The sequence below is a fragment of the Mesorhizobium sp. ES1-4 genome (assembly GCF_020164745.1).
In the GTDB taxonomy this organism is placed as follows: Bacteria; Pseudomonadota; Alphaproteobacteria; order Rhizobiales; family Rhizobiaceae; genus Mesorhizobium.
Genome location: NZ_JAIUGV010000011.1, coordinates 93586 through 111225 on the forward strand (window position 1 = coordinate 93586; position 17640 = coordinate 111225).

The window sequence follows — 17640 nt, forward strand, 5'->3', positions numbered from 1 at the left end:
TTCCGGATAATCGGCAGCGCGGCCTTGCGTCGAGCAGGCGGGCATTGCCCGCTGCCGCGAATATGCCTGGCCCGATGTCTTAGCGCAGCCGCTTCGGTCGCGGATCGGACAACTCTCCCGCCAGCCGGCGATCGAGATAGTCGGCGCATTCCTCGATCAGCACATCGGCGTCATTGGCGAAGAAATGGTTGGCGCCGGGCAGCGTCTTCTGCGTGATGGTGATGCCCTTTTGCGTGTGCAGCTTGTCGACCAGGCCTTGCACATCCTTCGGCGGCGCCACCTTGTCGGCGTCGCCATGGATGATGAGACCCGAGGACGGGCAGGGCGCCAGGAACGAGAAATCATAGGTGTTGGGCTGCGGCGCGATCGAGATAAAGCCTTCGATCTCGGGCCGGCGCATCAGAAGCTGCATGCCGATCCACGAGCCGAAGGAATAGCCAGCCACCCAGCAGCTCTTGGAGTCCGGATGCAACGACTGTACCCAGTCCAAAGCGGCGGCGGCATCCGACAATTCGCCGGTGCCGTGATCGAATTCACCCTGGCTGCGGCCGATGCCGCGGAAATTGAAGCGCAGCGTGGTGAAATCACGCTTCTGGAACATGTAGAACAGGTCATAGACGATCTTGTTGTTCATCGTGCCGCCGAACTGCGGGTGCGGGTGCAACACGATGGCAATCGGCGCGCTCTTTTCCTTCGAGGGCTGGTAGCGTCCCTCCAGGCGGCCGGCCGGACCGGTGAAAATGACCTCAGGCATGAAATACTCCACGTGACATATACAAGTGCGCGGCGCCCGGAACGCTCTTCCTCTGGCCCCGCTTCCACAGACCTTGACGCAGGGCGAGCGTCTTCATAGAAGCTAGTTTAGAATTGTTCAAAACTGGGTGGCCGAGACGCAATCGCCCGGCCGCCCTCGCCGCAAGCCGCGTAAATAGGACGGCTTGCCTTGGAATTTCAAGGAAATAACGCCATACGTCGGCGGAATGGCTTCTGAAGGGAAGAACTGGACGAAAATGGCCGCGATACGCGCCTATCTCGACTATAATGCCAGTGCGCCGCTGCTTTCAGCGGCGCGCGAGGCCATGGTCGCGACGTTTGATGCGGCCAACCCCTCGTCGGTCCATGCCGAGGGGCGTGCGGCGCGCAGACTGGTCGACCATGCCAGGCGCGACGTGGCGGCACTGGTCAACGGCAAGGCCGAACATGTTGTCTTCACCTCGGGCGCGACCGAGGCCGCCTCGACGCTTCTGACGCCGGACTGGCAGATGGGGCGGGGCGCCATTCGCATGAGCCGGCTCTACGTCTGCGAGGCCGATCATCCCTGCCTGCTGAATGGCGGCCGCTTCCCGGCGAACCTGGTCGTGCGGATCGGCGTCGACGCCGATGGCATCGTCGATCTCGAGGCCTTGACGGCGGCGCTCGCCGGGCACGACAAGGCCGATGGCTTGCCCTTGGTCGCGATCCACGCCGCCAACAACGAAACCGGCGTCATCCAGCCGATCGATCGCATCGCCGAGGTCGTCAAGGCGGCCGGCGGCATTCTCGTCGTCGACGCGGTTCAGGCCGCCGGCCGTGTTTCGATCGATATGTCAGCGGGTTACGCCGATTACCTGATTCTGTCTTCGCACAAGATCGGTGGCCCCAAAGGCGTCGGCGCCATCGTTGCCGCCGCCGACCTGATGATGCCAAAGCCTTTGATCAATGGCGGCGGCCAGGAGAAGGGCCATCGCGGCGGCACTGAAAACCTCGCGGCCATTGCCGGTTTTGGTGCGGCCGCACGCGAGGCCTTGGCCGGATTGCAGGCTATGGACGCGGTGCGGGCTCGCCGCGACGAAATCGAAGCCATCGTGAAAATGCTGGTGCCCGACGCGGAAATCTTCGGAGCCGGCGCGCCAAGGCTTGCCAACACGACATTCTTCGCTATTCCCGGCGTCAAAGCCGAAACCGCCCAGATCGCCTTCGATCTGGCGGGCGTGGCGCTTTCCGCCGGCTCCGCCTGCTCGTCGGGCAAGGTCGGGCCGAGTCATGTGCTGAAGGCCATGGGGCGCGGTGACAGCCTTGGCGCCTTGCGCGTGTCGGTCGGTGCCGCGACCGGCGCCAGGGACATCGAACTGTTCCGCACCGCGCTGGCGGGTATTGTCGCGCGGAGGGCGGGTAAAGAGAAGGCCGCCTAGCGGTCGGAGCATCGGACCGGGAAGGTCCGATGCTTGAGAAAAACGGATTTGGGCCTTTCGGCCTGGTAGAGCCGTGCGTTTGATGTTGGCCGGGTGAATTTCCGGTCGAGACGCACTATATGGAACTTACGCTGCCGCGGACGCTTCCTGGGCGTCCATCTGGCGGTGCCATAGTTTGAAAACTGTCGGGCCTTGACCCCGGCGTGGATGGAGAACGCATATGCCTGCTGTGCAGGACACGATCGATCGGGTTCGAAAGATCGACGTCGACCAATACAAATATGGATTCCAGACCGAGATCGCTGTCGACAAGGCCCCAAAGGGCCTTAGCGAGGACATCATCCGTTTCATTTCGGCCAAGAAGGATGAACCGTCCTGGATGCTGGAATGGCGCCTCGAAGCCTATCGCCGCTGGCTGACGCTGGAAGAGCCGACCTGGGCGCGCGTCAACTATCCCAAGATCGATTTTCAGGACATCTATTATTACGCGGCGCCAAAGAGCACGCCCGGGCCGACTTCGCTCAGCGATGTCGATCCCGAGATATTGAAGGTCTATGAGAAACTCGGCATTCCGTTGAAAGAGCAGGAAATCCTTGCCGGCGTGCAGAAGACCGATGTCTCGGAACTCGAGGAAGCCAGCGACAACGTCTACAAATCGGGCCGCGTCGCCGTCGATGCGGTGTTCGATTCCGTCTCCGTCGTCACCACTTTCAAGAAGGAACTGGCGCAGGCCGGCGTCATCTTCTGCTCGATCTCGGAAGCGATCCGCGAGCATCCGGAGTTGGTCCAGAAATATCTCGGTTCGGTCGTGCCGACCTCCGACAATTTCTACGCGACGCTGAATTCGGCCGTCTTCACCGACGGCTCCTTCGTCTTCGTGCCCAAGGGCGTGCGCTGCCCGATGGAGCTGTCGACCTACTTCCGCATGAACGAGAAGAACACCGGCCAGTTCGAGCGCACGCTGATCATCGCCGAGGAGGGGGCCTACGTCTCCTATCTCGAGGGCTGCACGGCGCCGCAGCGCGACGAGAACCAGCTTCATGCTGCGGTGGTCGAACTGGTCGCGCTCGACGATGCCGAAATAAAATACTCTACGGTGCAGAACTGGTACCCGGGCGACGCCGAGGGCAAGGGCGGCATCTACAACTTCGTCACCAAACGCGGCGACTGCCGTGGCGACCGCTCGAAGATCTCGTGGACGCAAGTCGAAACCGGCTCGGCGATCACCTGGAAGTATCCGAGCTGCATCCTGCGCGGCGACGATTCCCAAGGCGAGTTCTATTCGATCGCCGTGTCGAACGGCTACCAGCAGGTCGACAGCGGCACCAAGATGATCCATCTCGGCAAGAACACGTCGAGCCGCATCATCTCCAAGGGCATCGCTGCCGGCTTTTCGCAGAACACCTATCGCGGTCAGGTCTCGGCGCATCGCAAGGCGACCAACGCCCGCAACTTCACCAACTGCGACTCGCTCCTGATCGGCGACCAGTGCGGCGCGCACACCGTGCCCTACATGGAGGCCAAAAACTCGACGGCGCAGTTCGAGCATGAAGCGACAACGTCCAAGATTTCCGAAGATCAGAAATTCTACGTCATGCAGCGCGGCATTCCGGAAGAGGAAGCGATCGCGCTGATCGTCAACGGCTTCGTCAAGGACGTCATCCAGCAACTGCCGATGGAGTTCGCGGTCGAGGCGCAGAAGCTGATCGGCATCTCGCTGGAAGGTTCGGTGGGCTGACCGCCCAGACAAATATTCAGGAAACAAAAATGCTTGAGATCAAGAACCTGCATGCCCGCATCGTCGATGACGGCACCGAAATCATCCGCGGCTTGAACCTGACGGTGAAAGCCGGCGAGGTCGCCGCCATCATGGGCCCGAACGGTTCGGGCAAGTCGACGCTGTCCTACATCCTCGCCGGCCGCGAGGACTATGAGGTGACCGAGGGCGACATCCTCTACAACGGCCGGTCGATCCTCGAAATGGATCCGGCCGAACGTGCTACGTCGGGCATTTTCCTCGCCTTCCAGTATCCGATGGAGATACCGGGCGTGGCGACGATGGAATTCCTGAAGGTGGCGATGAACGAGCAGCGCAAGGCGCGCGGCGAGGAGCCGCTGAAGATCCCGGAATTCCTGAAGCGGGTGAAGGAAGCCGCCGCCTCGCTCAACATGGACATGGCGATGCTGAAGCGGCCGCTCAATGTCGGCTTCTCCGGCGGCGAGAAGAAGCGCGCCGAGATCCTGCAGATGAAGCTTTTGGAGCCAAGGCTCTGCGTGCTCGACGAGACCGATTCCGGCCTCGACATCGATGCGCTGAAGATCGTGTCCGACGGTGTCAACGCGCTGCGTTCGCCCGACCGCGCCTTCCTGGTCATCACCCACTACCAGCGTCTGCTCGAGCACATCGTGCCCGACAGCGTGCATGTGCTTTACAAGGGCCAGGTCATCAAGTCGGGTGACAAGTCGCTGGCGCTCGACCTCGAAGCCAACGGCTATGCCGGCGTCATCGGCGAAGCCGCGTGAAATGGCAGAGGCAAGACTGATGAACATGCACCCACAACCGCAGCGGACACCCGCCGAGACAGCGTTGATCGACGCGTTCGGGGACCGGCTGTCGCTGCTGCCGGGTGACGGCGCGGTGATGCTGAAGCGTGACGACGCCATCGAAGCTATCAAGCACGGCCTGCCGACGCGACGCATCGAATCCTGGCACTACACCGACCTGCGCCGGCTGTTGAACGCGGTGCCGGATTTCGACCCGACTGCTGTAGCCAAGCCCATTGCGCCGATTGTCGAAGGCTCCGCTGTCCTGTCGATCCTGAACGGAAATTCCGGCACGAAACTACCGGCGGTCGAGGGTGTGACCGTGCAGCGCCTGACTGAAAAGCTGACCGATGGAAGCATCGCGCCGGGCCTTGATACCTATGGCAGCGACGATGCCATCGGCGCGCTGAACACGGCCTTCGTCGCCGACGGCTACTTTGTCGACATCGCCGATGGCGCTCAACTGGAAAAGCCGATCGAACTGCAGAATCTGCAAGCCGGTGGCCAGGCCCATGTGCGCCTGCCGGTGCGGGTCGGCGCCGGCGCCAAGGCCGTCATCGTCGAGCGTCAAGCCGGCGAGGGCGCTGCGCTGACGAGTTCCGTGAGCCAACTCGTGCTCGGCGAAGGCGCCGAGGTGACGTGGCTGATCGTCCAGGAGCAACCGGAAACGGCAACGCATCTGGCGCAGTTCAAGGCTCATATCGGCAAGAACGCGAAACTGACGCTGTTCGTCATGAACGCCGGCGGCCGGCTGGTGCGCCAGGAGATCATGGTCAAGGCGACGGGTGAAGGCGCCGACTTCAAGCTGCGCGGCATCAACCTTTTGGCCGGCGACACGCACACCGACGTGACCATGGTGCTCGATCACGCCGTCCCGCACACGACATCGACCGAGGTCATCCGCAATGTGGTGACGGGCAAGGCGCGCGGGGTCTTCCAGGGCCGCATCAACGTCCACCAATATGCGCAGAAGACCAATGCCAAGATGGCATGCAACACGCTGCTTTTGTCGGACGATGGCGAGTTCGCGACCAAGCCGGAGCTCGAAATCTTCGCCGACGACGTCGTCTGCGGCCATGGCGCGACGGTCACCGAGATCGACCACGACCACCTGTTCTACCTGATGGCGCGCGGCGTCGACGAAAAGAGCGCCCGCGGCCTGCTGGTCAAGGCCTTCGTCGCCGAGGTGATCGAGGAACTGGATGACGAGGCGATCGTCGAGGCGCTGGAAGCGCGGCTCGACGAGTGGTTCGTGACACACGGGTGATGCTGATGAACGCTCCAGGCAAGCCCGGAGATTTCTATGACGTCGAGGCGATCCGCCGCGATTTCCCGATCCTGTCGCGTGAGGTCTATGGCAAGCCGCTCGTCTATCTCGACAACGGCGCCTCGGCGCAGAAGCCGCAGGTGGTGCTCGATGCCATCCAGCATGCCTATTCCCAGGAATACGCCAACGTCCATCGCGGCCTGCATTTCCTGTCCAATGCCGCTACCGATGCCTATGAGAAGGCGCGAGAGACGGTGCGTCGCTTCCTCAACGCGCCAAACACCGACAACATCGTCTTCACCTCGAACACGACTTCGGCGATCAACACCGTCGCTTATGGCTACGGCATGCCGAACATCGGCGAGGGCGACGAGATCGTGCTGTCGATCATGGAGCACCATTCCAACATCGTGCCCTGGCATTTCATCCGCGAACGGCAGGGTGCCAAGCTGGTCTGGGTACCGGTCGACGATCTCGGCGTCTTCCACATCGAGGAATTCGAAAAGCGGCTGACCGACAGGACAAAGCTCGTCGCCATCACGCAGATGTCGAATGCGCTGGGCACGGTGACGCCGATCAAGGAGATTGTCCGGATCGCGCATGCGCGCGGCATTCCCGTACTCGTCGACGGCAGCCAGAGCGCCGTGCATATGCCGATCGACGTGCAGGACCTCGACTGCGATTTTTTCGTCTTTACCGGCCACAAGGTCTACGGCCCTTCGGGCATCGGCGTTCTTTACGGCAAGAAGGACATTCTCGCCGGTATGCGCCCTTTCATGGGCGGCGGCGAGATGATCGAGGAGGTGACGGAAGACATCGTTACCTACAACGACCCGCCGCACCGTTTCGAGGCGGGTACGCCGCCGATCGTCCAGGCGATCGGGCTGGGTGCCGCGCTCGACTACATGGAGTCTGTCGGCCGCGGGCGCATCGCGGCGCATGAGGAAGACCTCAAGAATTACGCCCATGAGCGGCTGCGCGCCATCAACTCGCTCCGCATCTTCGGCGACGCGCCTGATAAGGGCGCCATCATCTCGTTCGAACTCCAGGGCATTCATGCCCATGACGTCTCGATGGTGATAGACAGGCAAGGCGTGGCCGTGCGCGCGGGCACCCATTGCGCCCAGCCGCTGTTGAAACGCTTTGGCGTAACCTCCACATGCAGGGCATCGTTCGGCATGTATAATACCAGGGCCGAAGTCGACGCTTTGGCAGAGGCGCTGGAAAAAGCGCGCAAGTTCTTCGGGTGACGACCATGGATGATGCGAGCACCACTGCCGAGACCGCCCTTGAGACCGCCACCAACGGCGTCGTCTCCGCCAACGCCATTCCCGCCGATGAACTGGCGCGGCTGACCGATGACATCGTTTCGGCGCTGAAGACCGTGTACGACCCGGAAATCCCGGCCGACATCTATGAACTCGGCCTGGTCTACAAGATCGATATCGAGGACGACCGCTCGGTCAAGATCGACATGACCCTGACCGCGCCCGGCTGCCCGGTGGCCGGCGAGATGCCCGGCTGGGTGGAAAATGCCGTCGGCGCCGTCGAAGGCGTGTCCGGCGTCGAGGTCAACATGACCTTCGATCCGCCCTGGACGCCTGATCGCATGTCGGAAGAGGCGCAGGTCGCGGTTGGGTGGTACTAGCGCCGAGCCTGGCACCCTTGCGCCAGGGGTAAAACTTCACCATTTTAGGTGAGGAATCATTCGGCGGGCCTTGAACCCGCAGGGAATGGAGTAGGAAAAGAATGGGACGCTTTGCCGTCATCACGATGACCGAAAAGGCCGCCGAGCGGGTCCGCGAGATCGTCGCCACGCGCGACAACGCGCATGGCATTCGGCTTGGCATCAAGAAGGGTGGCTGCGCCGGCATGGAATATACGGTCGATCTGGTCACCGAACCCAATACCAAGGACGACCATGTCGAGCGCGACGGCGCCCATGTCTATGTTGCGCCGGAAGCGGCCCTGTTCCTGTTCGGTACCGAGATGGATTTCGAGCAGACGACGCTGCGCACCGGCTTCACTTTCCACAACCCGAACCAAAGCTCGGCTTGTGGCTGCGGCGAATCGGTCGAGTTGAAGCCGGCGGACCTGAAGGCACTGGCCGAAGCACGCGCCTCGGCCTGAGCCCTTCCTTCGCCCCGTTTACGTTGGCCCGAAGGGCCGGATGAGGGGCAGCGCCAGCCTCTACACCATTCGCCTGGCCTGCCTGCCGGAATCTTCTCCCCGTAAACGGGGCGAAGAAGCTACTCCACCCACATGCCTGTCCGTTTGTGCCAGTCGGCGATCGATTCCTCGGGGTAGAGGTCGAACGCCTTGTCGCGCTTGCCGATCTCGGGCTCGACCCAGTTCGCCTTGTATTTCAGCATCAGATGCACCTTTTCGGGCGGCTTCGGCAGGTTGCTGTCAATCGCCGAGGCGAAGGGATGGATCAGATCCGGCCAGGTCGGATCGTAGAGCCAGAGCGCCGACCCGCATTTGCGGCAGAAGTTGCGCTCCCCGGTCGAGACCTCGCAGTGGGGGCGCTCGTCGTCTTCGATCTCGGCCCGATAGACACCGAGGCTTTTCTTGCCCCTGATGTTCAGCGTCTCGTAATCGGCGCCGAGATTGATGGCGTAACCGCCGCCGCCTTGCTGCTTGCGGCAGATCGAGCAGTAGCACAGCATGAACGGCACCGGCGTGTGGCTTTCCACTTCGAAGCGCACGGCGTTGCAGCGACAGGATCCCTTGAGAAGAAGCGGCATGGCAAAAACTCCGACAGGACAGTTTCAACCTGTCAGCATGATCTTGGTTGCGGCGATGACAAGGCCAAATGCTGGTGACATGATCGCGGCATGGACAATGAGCGCATCGCGGAACTGTTCGAGGGCCTTGGCCCGGTCAGCATCCGAAAACTGTTCGGCGGCAAGGGCATCTATTTCGACGGCGTCATCGTCGCCATCGTGCTGCGCGGCGAATTGCTGCTGAAGGCCGACGAGCAGAGCGCGCCCGACTTCGAAGCCGCCGGTTGCCGGCAGTGGACCTACACCGGCACGCGTCACGGCAAGCTGGTGGCGATGCCTTATTGGAGTATTCCCGACAGCGCCTTTGACGATCCTGATGAAATGACGGAATGGGTGCGGCGCGCCTATGAAGCCGGGCGGCGCGCCGGCAAGTAGATTCCCGCTAGCGCGGGCCGCCCCCTCGCCGTTGACGCCGCAAGCTCCTCTCCCCTCGGGGAGAGGTCGGATTGCCCCGCATTGCCCCTTTGCAATTCGGTCTTGGCAATCCGGGTGAGGGGGGACTTTCTTGGCGGTCCTACAGCGCCTTCGCTATCTCTGCCGCCAGCCTGGCATTGTTCTCGACCAGCGCGATGTTGGTTTTCAGGCTACGGCCGCCGGTGAGTTCGAGGATTTTTCCCAGCAGGAACGGCGTCACCGCCTTGCCGGTAACGTTGAGGGCTTCGGCCGCCTTCTGCGCGGCTTCGATGTAGCCGGCCATTTCTTCAGCGGGGATTTCGTGGTTTTCCGGCACCGGATTGGCGATGAGCATGCCGCCGCCAAGCCCCAGCGCCAGCCGCGTCTTGTAGAAATGCGCGATGTCCTCCGGCTTATACAGGGTCAATGGCGCGCGGAACGGCGACTGCCGCGACCAGAAGGCCGGCATGGTCTCGCAGCCATGGCCGACCACGGGCACGCCGCGCGTCTCCAGCACTTCAAGCGTCTTTTCGATGTCGAGGATGGCCTTGGCGCCGGCGGACACGACGATGACCGGTGTGCGCGCCAGTTCATCGAGGTCGGCCGAGATGTCGAAACTCTTTTCCGCGCCCTTGTGCACGCCGCCAATACCGCCGGTGGCGAACACTTTTATCCCAACCATGTCAGCCGCGATCATGGTCGCCGCGACCGTGGTGCCGCCCGTGCGCCCTTGCGCGACCGCGAAGCCGATGTCGGCGCGCGACAGCTTCATGGCGTCACCCGTCATGGCCAGCGATTCGCGCTCGCCGTCGGAAAGGCCGATCTTGATGCGGCCGCCAACCACCGCGATCGTTGCCGGCACCGCGCCGCCGTCGCTGATGATCTTTTCGACATTCGCCGCCATGGCGCCATTGTCGGGGTAGGGCATGCCATGGGTGATGATGGTGCTCTCCAGCGCCACCACCGGTCGGCCGGCGGCCAGGGCCTGCGCCACCGGTGCGTGGACATCGATGAAAAGGCGGGCGGTCTCTGGGGTCATCTCAAATCTCCAATCGCGGCGCATCAATCAGAGCGCGTAAACGTCACTGCGGCGCTATGAATTTGCCGGTCTCATGCCACTTCCCTGGCATCCGGCACAAGGGCCAGCGCTTCCGCGAAGCTCGCCGCGGTGAATTCGGGCACCGCGTTGGCGCTTTCGATGGCCAGTGTCGCCGCCGCGACGCCTTCGCGCAGGGCCTGGCGCAGCGGCAGGCCGCGCAGCAGCGCCGCGACCGTCGCACCCGCCAGCGCGTCGCCCGCGCCGGTGACATCGGCGACTTTTCTGGGAGCAGGCGGCAGGATCGAAAAGGCGCCTGTGTCGTCGAAACCCAGCACAGGACCACTGCCTGCCGTGACCACGCCGCTGGTAAGCCCGCTGCATCGCAAGCCGTCGATCACTTCCCGCTCGGCGGCACTTGCATTGACGCCGGCCAGAACAACGGCCTCCCGCCGGTTCATGAACAGCTGGGCCAGCCCGCCGAGCACCGGTATCAGCCGCGTCACCTTGGCCGGTGAAATCGCGATGGCGAAAACCGGTCTACCCGCGGCAAGCGACAGCAGCCGCTCCAGCGCGGCCGACGGCAGATTGGCGTCGCACAGGATGGCATCGGCGGCGGCCACCTCCTGGCGTATCCTGGAACGCCGGATCTGCTTGGGAAAAGCTAGGTCGTACAGCGCCATGTCGGCAAAACCGACGATCAATTCGCCTTCGCGGTCGATCAGTGCGGTGTAGCTCGGCGTGGCACGGTCGAGGAACACCGCCGACAGGTCGACGATGCCTGCCTCCGCAATGGCCCGTGAAACCGTGTCGGCCGACGCATCGCCGCCGCGCACCGACAGTAGCGAAGCCGAGACACCACGGCGCACCGTGCTGCGCAGCGCGTTGAAGACGCCACCGCCGACATCCTCGCGCATCGTGCCGGGATTGGAGGCTGCCGGCACATAAGGACCGGACACCTGGCCACGCCGGTCTATGTGGGCACCGCCCACCGCCAGTATCTTCGCGGATTTCACCATGGCGGCGATATGACCTTTGTTGTTGCAGGCGCACAAGCGCTAGAGTGCGCGACAGAGCTTCGCATGCAGGACGGCGATTCGGCGGAACAGGACAATCGAGCGGTTCCGCCCAATTTGGGCCTGTTCCTGCCAGGGTTCGCGAGACAAAAAAAGAACAGATCGGAATATCTCTTGATTTTCAGTCGGTTGTCGCCCCTTGCCAAATGAGAACAAAAAAGGTACAAAGTGGCAGGGATTACGGATTGTCCGGCCTTCATTGACGACCAAGGGGTGATGTATCATGGCTCAGAATTCTTTGCGGCTGGTAGAGGATAAGGCAGTGGACAAATCAAAGGCTCTGGATGCGGCGCTGTCGCAAATCGAGCGGGCTTTCGGCAAGGGCTCGATCATGCGGCTCGGCGCCAACGAGCAGGTCGTCGAGATCGAAACGGTGCCGACGGGTTCGCTTGGCCTCGATATCGCGCTCGGCGTCGGCGGTCTGCCGCGCGGCCGCATCATCGAAATCTACGGGCCGGAAAGCTCGGGCAAGACGACGCTGGCGTTGCACACGGTGGCGGAGGCCCAGAAGAAGGGCGGCATCTGCGCGTTCGTCGATGCCGAGCACGCGCTCGATCCGGTCTATGCCCGCAAGCTTGGCGTCGATCTTGAAAACCTTTTGATCTCGCAGCCCGACACCGGCGAGCAGGCGCTCGAGATCTGCGACACGCTGGTGCGTTCGGGCGCCATCGACGTGCTGGTGGTCGATTCGGTGGCGGCGCTGACGCCGCGTGCGGAAATCGAGGGCGAGATGGGCGATTCCTTGCCCGGCCTGCAGGCCCGGCTGATGAGCCAGGCGCTGCGCAAGCTGACCGCATCGATCTCGCGCTCCAACACCATGGTCATCTTCATCAACCAGATCCGCATGAAGATCGGCGTCATGTTCGGCTCGCCCGAAACGACGACCGGCGGCAATGCGCTGAAATTCTACGCTTCGGTTCGCCTCGACATCCGCCGTATCGGCTCGGTCAAGGATCGCGACGAGGTGGTCGGCAACCAGACCCGCGTCAAGGTGGTCAAGAACAAGCTGGCACCGCCCTTCAAGGTGGTCGAGTTCGACATCATGTATGGCGAGGGCGTCTCCAAGACCGGCGAACTGGTCGATCTCGGCGTCAAGGCCGGCGTGGTCGAGAAGTCGGGTGCCTGGTTCTCCTACAATTCGCAGCGTCTCGGCCAGGGCCGCGAGAATGCAAAACTGTTCCTGCGCGACAATCCCGACACCGCGCGCGAAATCGAACTGGCGCTCAGGCAGAATGCCGGACTGATCGCCGAGAAATTCCTCGAAAATGGCGGCTCCGAGGGCAATGGCGATGACGGTTTTGAAGACGAAGCCGGCGCGATGTAGGGCAACAGCCAGAGTTTGGCCATAAATCCAGCCTATTATCTGACGCTTAAGTAATAGAGTTCTTTAGTACCGCGTTCAAAACCGCCGGCCTTCGCGCCGGCGGTTTTCGTTTTTAGGGACTGGCAAACTCCTGGATTGGCCCAATTCCGTGTTTCTGGACAGGGTCGGGCGTGCCCGCTAAAAGGCCAAGTCTATTTTCTGAAAAAGCAGAGACCAGTTTCCGCCGGCTGCGCCGGCGGTTTTCGCGAAGAGGCAGCAGTCATGAGTGGCGTGAACGAGATCCGGTCGACATTCCTCGACTATTTCCGCAAGGAGGGGCACGAAGTCGTGGCCTCGAGCCCGCTCGTGCCGCGCAACGATCCGACCTTGATGTTCACCAATGCCGGCATGGTGCAGTTCAAGAACGTCTTCACCGGTTTGGAGAAGCGGTCCTATTCGCGCGCCACCACTGCCCAAAAGAGCGTTCGCGCCGGCGGCAAACACAACGACCTCGACAATGTCGGCTATACCGCGCGCCACCTGACCTTTTTCGAGATGCTCGGCAATTTCTCCTTCGGCGATTATTTCAAGGAGCGCGCCGTCGAGCTTGCCTGGAACCTGATCACCAGGGAATTCGGGCTGAGGAAGGACAAGCTACTGGTCACCGTCTACCACACGGATGATGAGGCGGCCGGCTTCTGGAAGAAGATCGCCGGTTTCTCCGACGATCGCATCATCCGCATCCCGACCTCCGACAATTTCTGGGCGATGGGCGATACCGGACCTTGCGGGCCGTGCTCGGAAATCTTCATCGATCGCGGCGAGCACATCTGGGGTGGCCCTCCCGGCAGTCCCGAGGAGGACGGCGATCGGTTCCTCGAATTCTGGAACCTGGTGTTCATGCAGTATGAGCAGGTGACGAAAGAGGAGCGCATCGACCTGCCGCGCCCGTCGATCGACACCGGCATGGGCCTGGAGCGCATGGCGTCCATCCTGCAGGGCGTGGAAAGCGTCTTCGAAACCGACCTGTTCCGGCACCTGATCGACGCGGCGTCCTCGGCGCTTGGGCGCGCGCCTGATTCGGAAACGGTTGCGTCCTACCGCGTCATTGCCGATCACCTGCGCTCGTCCGCCTTCCTGGTCGCCGACGGTGTGCTGCCGTCGAATGAAGGCCGCGGCTATGTGCTGCGCCGCATCATGCGCCGCGCCATGCGCCATGCGCAGTTGCTCGGTGCCCGCGATCCTTTGATGTGGAAGCTGGTGCCGGCGCTGGTGCGCGAGATGGGCCAGGCCTATCCGGAACTGGTGCGCGGCGAGACGATGATTACCGAGACCCTGAAACTCGAGGAGACGCGGTTCCGCAAGACACTGGTGCGCGGTCTCGGGCTGCTGTCCGAAGCGACGGAGAAGCTCGGCGCCGGTGATATGCTGGATGGCGAGACGGCATTCAAGCTCTACGACACCTATGGCTTCCCGCTCGACCTGACGCAGGACGCGCTGCGCCAGCGCAACATCTCGGTTAATCTTTCCGGCTTCACCGATGCGATGGAGCAGCAGAGGGCGGAGGCGCGTAAGCACTGGGCCGGGTCAGGCGAGGCCGCCACCGAGACGGTCTGGTTCCCCATCCGCGAGAAGACAGGCGCCACCGAATTCCTCGGCTACGAGACAGAGGAAGCGGAAGGTCTCGTCCAGGCGCTGGTCAAGGACGGCAAGACCGTCGATAGCGCCGGCAAGGGTGAGGCGATTGCCGTGGTCGTCAACCAGACGCCGTTCTATGCCGAATCCGGCGGCCAGATGGGTGATACCGGCGTCATTTCCGGCGAAGGCTTCGCGATCGAGATCTCCGATACGCAGAAGAAGGCCGATGGGCTGTTCGTCCATATCGGCAAGGTGACGAACGGCACGGTCAAGCCAGGTGCCGCGGTCGAGTTGAAGGTCGACCATAACAGGCGCTCCAGGCTACGCGCGAACCATTCGGCGACGCATCTGATCCACGAGGCGCTGCGCGAAGTGCTGGGCACGCATGTCGCCCAGAAGGGCTCGCTGGTCGCGCCCGAGCGCCTGCGCTTCGACATCTCGCACAACAAGCCGATCTCGGCCGAGGAACTCGAAGAAGTCGAGCGCATGTCCAACGAGATCGTCGTGCAGAACGGCCCGGTGACCACGCGGCTGATGTCGGTCGACGACGCCATTGCCGAGGGCGCCATGGCGCTGTTCGGCGAGAAGTATGGCGACGAGGTGCGCGTCGTCTCCATGGGCACCGGCTTGCACGGCGCCAAGGCCAACCGGCCCTATTCGGTCGAGCTATGCGGCGGCACGCATGTCAGGGCGACCGGCGATATCGGCCTGGTGCGCATCGTCTCGGACAGCGCGGTCGCCGCCGGGGTCCGGCGCATCGAGGCGCTGACCGGCGAAGCCGCGCGCAGGCATCTGGACGAGCAGGATCGGCGCCTGAAGACGGCGGCGGCAACGCTGAAGATTTCACCGGCCGACGTGCCCGCGCGTGTCGAAGCGCTGCTCGAAGAGCGCAAGAAGCTCGAAAAGGAGTTGACCGAAGCGCGCAAGAAACTGGCGCTGGGCGGCGGCGCGGGAGCTGGTGCGCCCGCTGAGAACGAAGTGGTCGCGGGTGTCGGCTTCCTCGGCAAGGCAGTCTCCGGCGTCTCGCCGAAGGATCTGAAGCCGCTGGCCGATGCCGGCAAGACTTCGCTCGGCTCCGGCGTCGTTGTTTTCGTCGGCGCCGGCGAGGACAACAAGGCGAGCGTCGTGGTTGCCGTGACCGATGATCTCGTCGGCCGCTTCAGCGCCGTCGACCTGGTGCGCGTGGCGTCCGCCGCATTGGGTGGACAGGGCGGCGGCGGGCGGCCCGACATGGCACAGGCAGGCGGTCCGGATGCGTCGAAGGCCAATGACGCGATCGCCGCGGTGAGGGCCGCGCTCGAAGCAGCATGATCGATTGCGGTTGGGCAATCGCTTCGGGGCGAATTGCTTTGTATTGAGGGGTGGCGCAGGCGTCGACGGTTCCCCCGCCGATCGGCCTCCTTCGAGGGCGGGACCACGATTGCGGCCGTCGCCGGATCAATCGGGCTGCGCGGTATGCGTGAAGCTCGGGCGAGCAGCGATGCGCGCGTACCAGTCGCTCATGCCGGAGAAACGGGCGAGCAGTTCGCGCCCATCGGCAACCTTGACGAAATAGCCGATAATCGGCGCGGCATGCAGGTCGGCGAGCGTCAACTGGTCGCCGAGCAGCCATGGTCCTTCCACCTTTAGTGACATCAGAACCTTGAGCACCGTCTCCGCGTGGCGCAGGCCGTCGGCGATCAAGCTTTCCTCGGGCGCCTCCTTCTCCAGCCGCTCGACCGCGACGTCCCAGACCATCGCCCGGTAGCCGTAGGCGTCGAGCATGCCGATGATCTGGCCCATCCTGGCGCGGCCGCGCGCGTCGCGGGGCTGTAAAGCCGGACCGTCGAACGCCTCGTCAACGTAGCGCGCGATCGCACTGGTCTCGAAGAGCCGGAAACCGTCATGCTCAAAAGCCGGGATGCGGCCAAACGGGTGGTGTTCGAGATACCACGCCGGAATGCCGTCAGCGGCAAAGATGTCGAGCGGCACAAGCTCGTAGTCGATGCCTTTCTCCTCCAGCGCCATCCGTGCGATGCGCACGTAAACGCTGTAGTCCGCGCCGTAGAGCACCGGTTTGGTCATGCTGCCAGCCATCGCTTTTGCTCTCGTTGGCCCAAAATGCGAAGGCTCCTTTCGGAGCCTTCGGCATGTTCGCGGTTACGCCATCGCCTTCTGCAGGTTCTCGTCGATCTTGTCGAGGAAGCCGGTGGTCGAGAGCCAGGGCTGGTCGGGGCCGATCAGCAATGACAGGTCCTTGGTCATGTAACCGCTCTCGACGGTCTGGATGCAGACCTTTTCCAGCGTCTCGGCGAAGCGTTTCAGTTCGGCGTTGTCGTCGAGCTTGGCGCGGTGCGCGAGGCCCCGCGTCCAGGCGAAGATCGAGGCGATCGAATTGGTCGAGGTTTCCTCGCCCTTCTGATGCTGGCGGTAATGGCGGGTGACGGTGCCGTGCGCGGCTTCCGCTTCGACGGTCTTGCCATCCGGCGTCATCAGCACCGAGGTCATCAGGCCGAGCGAGCCGAAGCCTTGAGCCACCGTGTCGGACTGCACGTCGCCGTCATAGTTCTTGCAGGCCCAGACATAGCCGCCCGACCATTTCAGGCTCGATGCCACCATGTCGTCGATCAGGCGGTGCTCGTACCACAGCTTCTTCGACTTGAACTCGGCTTCGAATTCCGCCTCGTAGACTTCCTGGAAGATGTCCTTGAAGCGGCCATCATAGGCCTTGAGGATGGTGTTCTTGGTCGACAGATAGACCGGATAATTGCGCAGCAGGCCGTAGTTCAGCGAGGCGCGCGCGAATTCGCGGATCGACTCGTCGAGATTGTACATGGCCATCGCAACGCCGGCGCCGGGCGCGTCGAACACGTCATGCTCGATCACCGTGCCGTCCTCGCCGACGAACTTGATCGTCAGCTTGCCCTTTCCGGGAAAGCGGAAATCGGTGGCGCGGTACTGGTCGCCGAAGGCATGGCGACCGACGATGATCGGCTTGGTCCAGCCTGGCACCAGGCGCGGCACGTTCTTCATGATGATCGGCTCGCGGAAGATGGTGCCGCCGAGGATGTTGCGGATGGTGCCGTTGGGCGACTTCCACATCTTCTTCAGCTTGAACTCCTCGACGCGCTGTTCGTCGGGGGTGATGGTCGCGCATTTCACGCCGACGCCGTATTTCTTGATGGCGTTGGCCGAATCGATCGTCACCTGGTCGTTGGTGGCGTCGCGGTGCTCGATGCCGAGGTCGTAATATTCGAGCTTCAGGTCGAGATAAGGGTGGATCAGCTTGTCCTTGATGAACTGCCAGATGATGCGGGTCATCTCGTCGCCGTCGAGTTCGACGACCGGGTTCGCCACCTTGATCTTCGCCATGGAAAGAATGCCTCGTTGTTGGGAATGGGACGGCCTTGCCCGCGTGGCGTTGGCCGGGGATGCCGCCCGTATATC

At 62.8% G+C, this 17640-nt stretch carries 17 protein-coding genes; 10 read left to right on the forward strand and 7 right to left on the reverse strand.

Features of this window, described 5'->3' with window-relative positions; translation table 11 throughout:
- Positions 1-79: 79 nt before the first annotated feature.
- A complete protein-coding gene (locus tag LB556_RS21465) occupies positions 80-754 on the reverse strand; it encodes an alpha/beta hydrolase (protein ID WP_027028091.1) in 675 nt (224 codons plus the stop codon).
- A gap of 256 nt (positions 755-1010) precedes the next feature.
- Between LB556_RS21465 and LB556_RS21470 the strand changes: the two genes are divergently transcribed.
- The 3 genes from LB556_RS21470 to sufC all read left to right on the forward strand — a co-directional run bounded on the left by LB556_RS21470 (position 1011) and on the right by sufC (position 4694).
- Positions 1011-2171 (forward strand): cysteine desulfurase family protein, encoded by a 1161-nt coding sequence (locus LB556_RS21470; RefSeq protein WP_224569732.1) that lies wholly within the window; start codon positions 1011-1013, stop codon positions 2169-2171.
- A 220-nt stretch (positions 2172-2391) separates the two neighbouring features.
- Complete coding sequence (sufB, locus tag LB556_RS21475) at positions 2392-3909, forward strand: Fe-S cluster assembly protein SufB (RefSeq protein ID WP_224569733.1); 1518 nt, start codon at positions 2392-2394, stop codon at positions 3907-3909.
- A 29-nt stretch (positions 3910-3938) separates the two neighbouring features.
- Positions 3939-4694 (forward strand): Fe-S cluster assembly ATPase SufC, encoded by a 756-nt coding sequence (gene sufC / locus LB556_RS21480; protein ID WP_224569734.1) that lies wholly within the window; start codon positions 3939-3941, stop codon positions 4692-4694.
- A 189-nt stretch (positions 4695-4883) separates the two neighbouring features.
- Here sufC and LB556_RS32025 read toward each other — a convergent pair whose 3' ends face one another.
- Entirely contained in the window at positions 4884-5075 is a 192-nt protein-coding gene (locus LB556_RS32025) for a PEP-CTERM sorting domain-containing protein (protein WP_224569735.1), read from the reverse strand.
- Here LB556_RS32025 and sufD point away from each other — a divergent pair.
- The 4 genes from sufD to sufA all read left to right on the forward strand — a co-directional run bounded on the left by sufD (position 5038) and on the right by sufA (position 8112).
- Positions 5038-5982, forward strand: a complete 945-nt coding sequence (gene sufD / locus LB556_RS21490) for a Fe-S cluster assembly protein SufD (RefSeq protein WP_224569736.1) — start codon at positions 5038-5040, stop codon at positions 5980-5982. The genes LB556_RS32025 and sufD overlap by 38 nt on opposite strands.
- Before the next feature lie 5 nt (positions 5983-5987).
- Entirely contained in the window at positions 5988-7232 is a 1245-nt protein-coding gene (locus LB556_RS21495; protein WP_224569737.1) for a cysteine desulfurase, read from the forward strand.
- Positions 7233-7237: 5 nt separating this feature from the next.
- Positions 7238-7630 carry an SUF system Fe-S cluster assembly protein gene (locus LB556_RS21500; protein WP_224569738.1) on the forward strand — a complete coding sequence of 131 codons (393 nt, stop codon included), beginning with the start codon at positions 7238-7240 and terminating at the stop codon, positions 7628-7630.
- Positions 7631-7731: 101 nt separating this feature from the next.
- Complete coding sequence (gene sufA, locus LB556_RS21505; RefSeq protein ID WP_224569739.1) at positions 7732-8112, forward strand: Fe-S cluster assembly scaffold SufA; 381 nt, start codon at positions 7732-7734, stop codon at positions 8110-8112.
- A 119-nt stretch (positions 8113-8231) separates the two neighbouring features.
- Here the strand turns inward: sufA and LB556_RS21510 are convergent, their stop codons facing one another.
- Complete coding sequence (locus LB556_RS21510) at positions 8232-8729, reverse strand: GFA family protein (RefSeq protein WP_224569740.1); 498 nt, start codon at positions 8727-8729, stop codon at positions 8232-8234.
- A gap of 90 nt (positions 8730-8819) precedes the next feature.
- Here LB556_RS21510 and LB556_RS21515 point away from each other — a divergent pair, with 90 nt between their 5' ends.
- Positions 8820-9143 carry a TfoX/Sxy family protein gene (locus LB556_RS21515; protein ID WP_224569741.1) on the forward strand — a complete coding sequence of 108 codons (324 nt, stop codon included), beginning with the start codon at positions 8820-8822 and terminating at the stop codon, positions 9141-9143.
- A 139-nt stretch (positions 9144-9282) separates the two neighbouring features.
- Here the strand turns inward: LB556_RS21515 and LB556_RS21520 are convergent, their stop codons facing one another.
- Positions 9283-10200, reverse strand: a complete 918-nt coding sequence (locus LB556_RS21520) for a pseudouridine-5'-phosphate glycosidase (RefSeq protein WP_224569742.1) — start codon at positions 10198-10200, stop codon at positions 9283-9285.
- Positions 10201-10271: 71 nt separating this feature from the next.
- Positions 10272-11216, reverse strand: coding sequence for a carbohydrate kinase family protein (locus tag LB556_RS21525; RefSeq protein WP_224569743.1), 945 nt, complete (start codon positions 11214-11216; stop codon positions 10272-10274).
- A gap of 280 nt (positions 11217-11496) precedes the next feature.
- Between LB556_RS21525 and recA the strand changes: the two genes are divergently transcribed.
- Both recA and alaS read left to right on the forward strand, forming a co-directional pair.
- On the forward strand, positions 11497-12597 hold the full coding sequence (gene recA, locus LB556_RS21530) for a recombinase RecA (protein ID WP_013895892.1): 1101 nt from the start codon (positions 11497-11499) through the stop codon (positions 12595-12597).
- Positions 12598-12858: 261 nt separating this feature from the next.
- The gene (alaS, locus tag LB556_RS21535; RefSeq protein ID WP_224569744.1) at positions 12859-15525 is read left to right on the forward strand and encodes an alanine--tRNA ligase; all 2667 of its coding nucleotides are present in this window, start codon (positions 12859-12861) and stop codon (positions 15523-15525) included.
- A gap of 126 nt (positions 15526-15651) precedes the next feature.
- Here the strand turns inward: alaS and LB556_RS21540 are convergent, their stop codons facing one another.
- A complete protein-coding gene (locus LB556_RS21540) occupies positions 15652-16278 on the reverse strand; it encodes a glutathione S-transferase family protein (RefSeq protein WP_224569745.1) in 627 nt (208 codons plus the stop codon).
- 75 nt (positions 16279-16353) lie between these two features.
- The gene (locus LB556_RS21545; RefSeq protein WP_224569746.1) at positions 16354-17565 is read right to left on the reverse strand and encodes an NADP-dependent isocitrate dehydrogenase; all 1212 of its coding nucleotides are present in this window, start codon (positions 17563-17565) and stop codon (positions 16354-16356) included.
- Between the last annotated feature and the right edge of the window lie 75 nt (positions 17566-17640).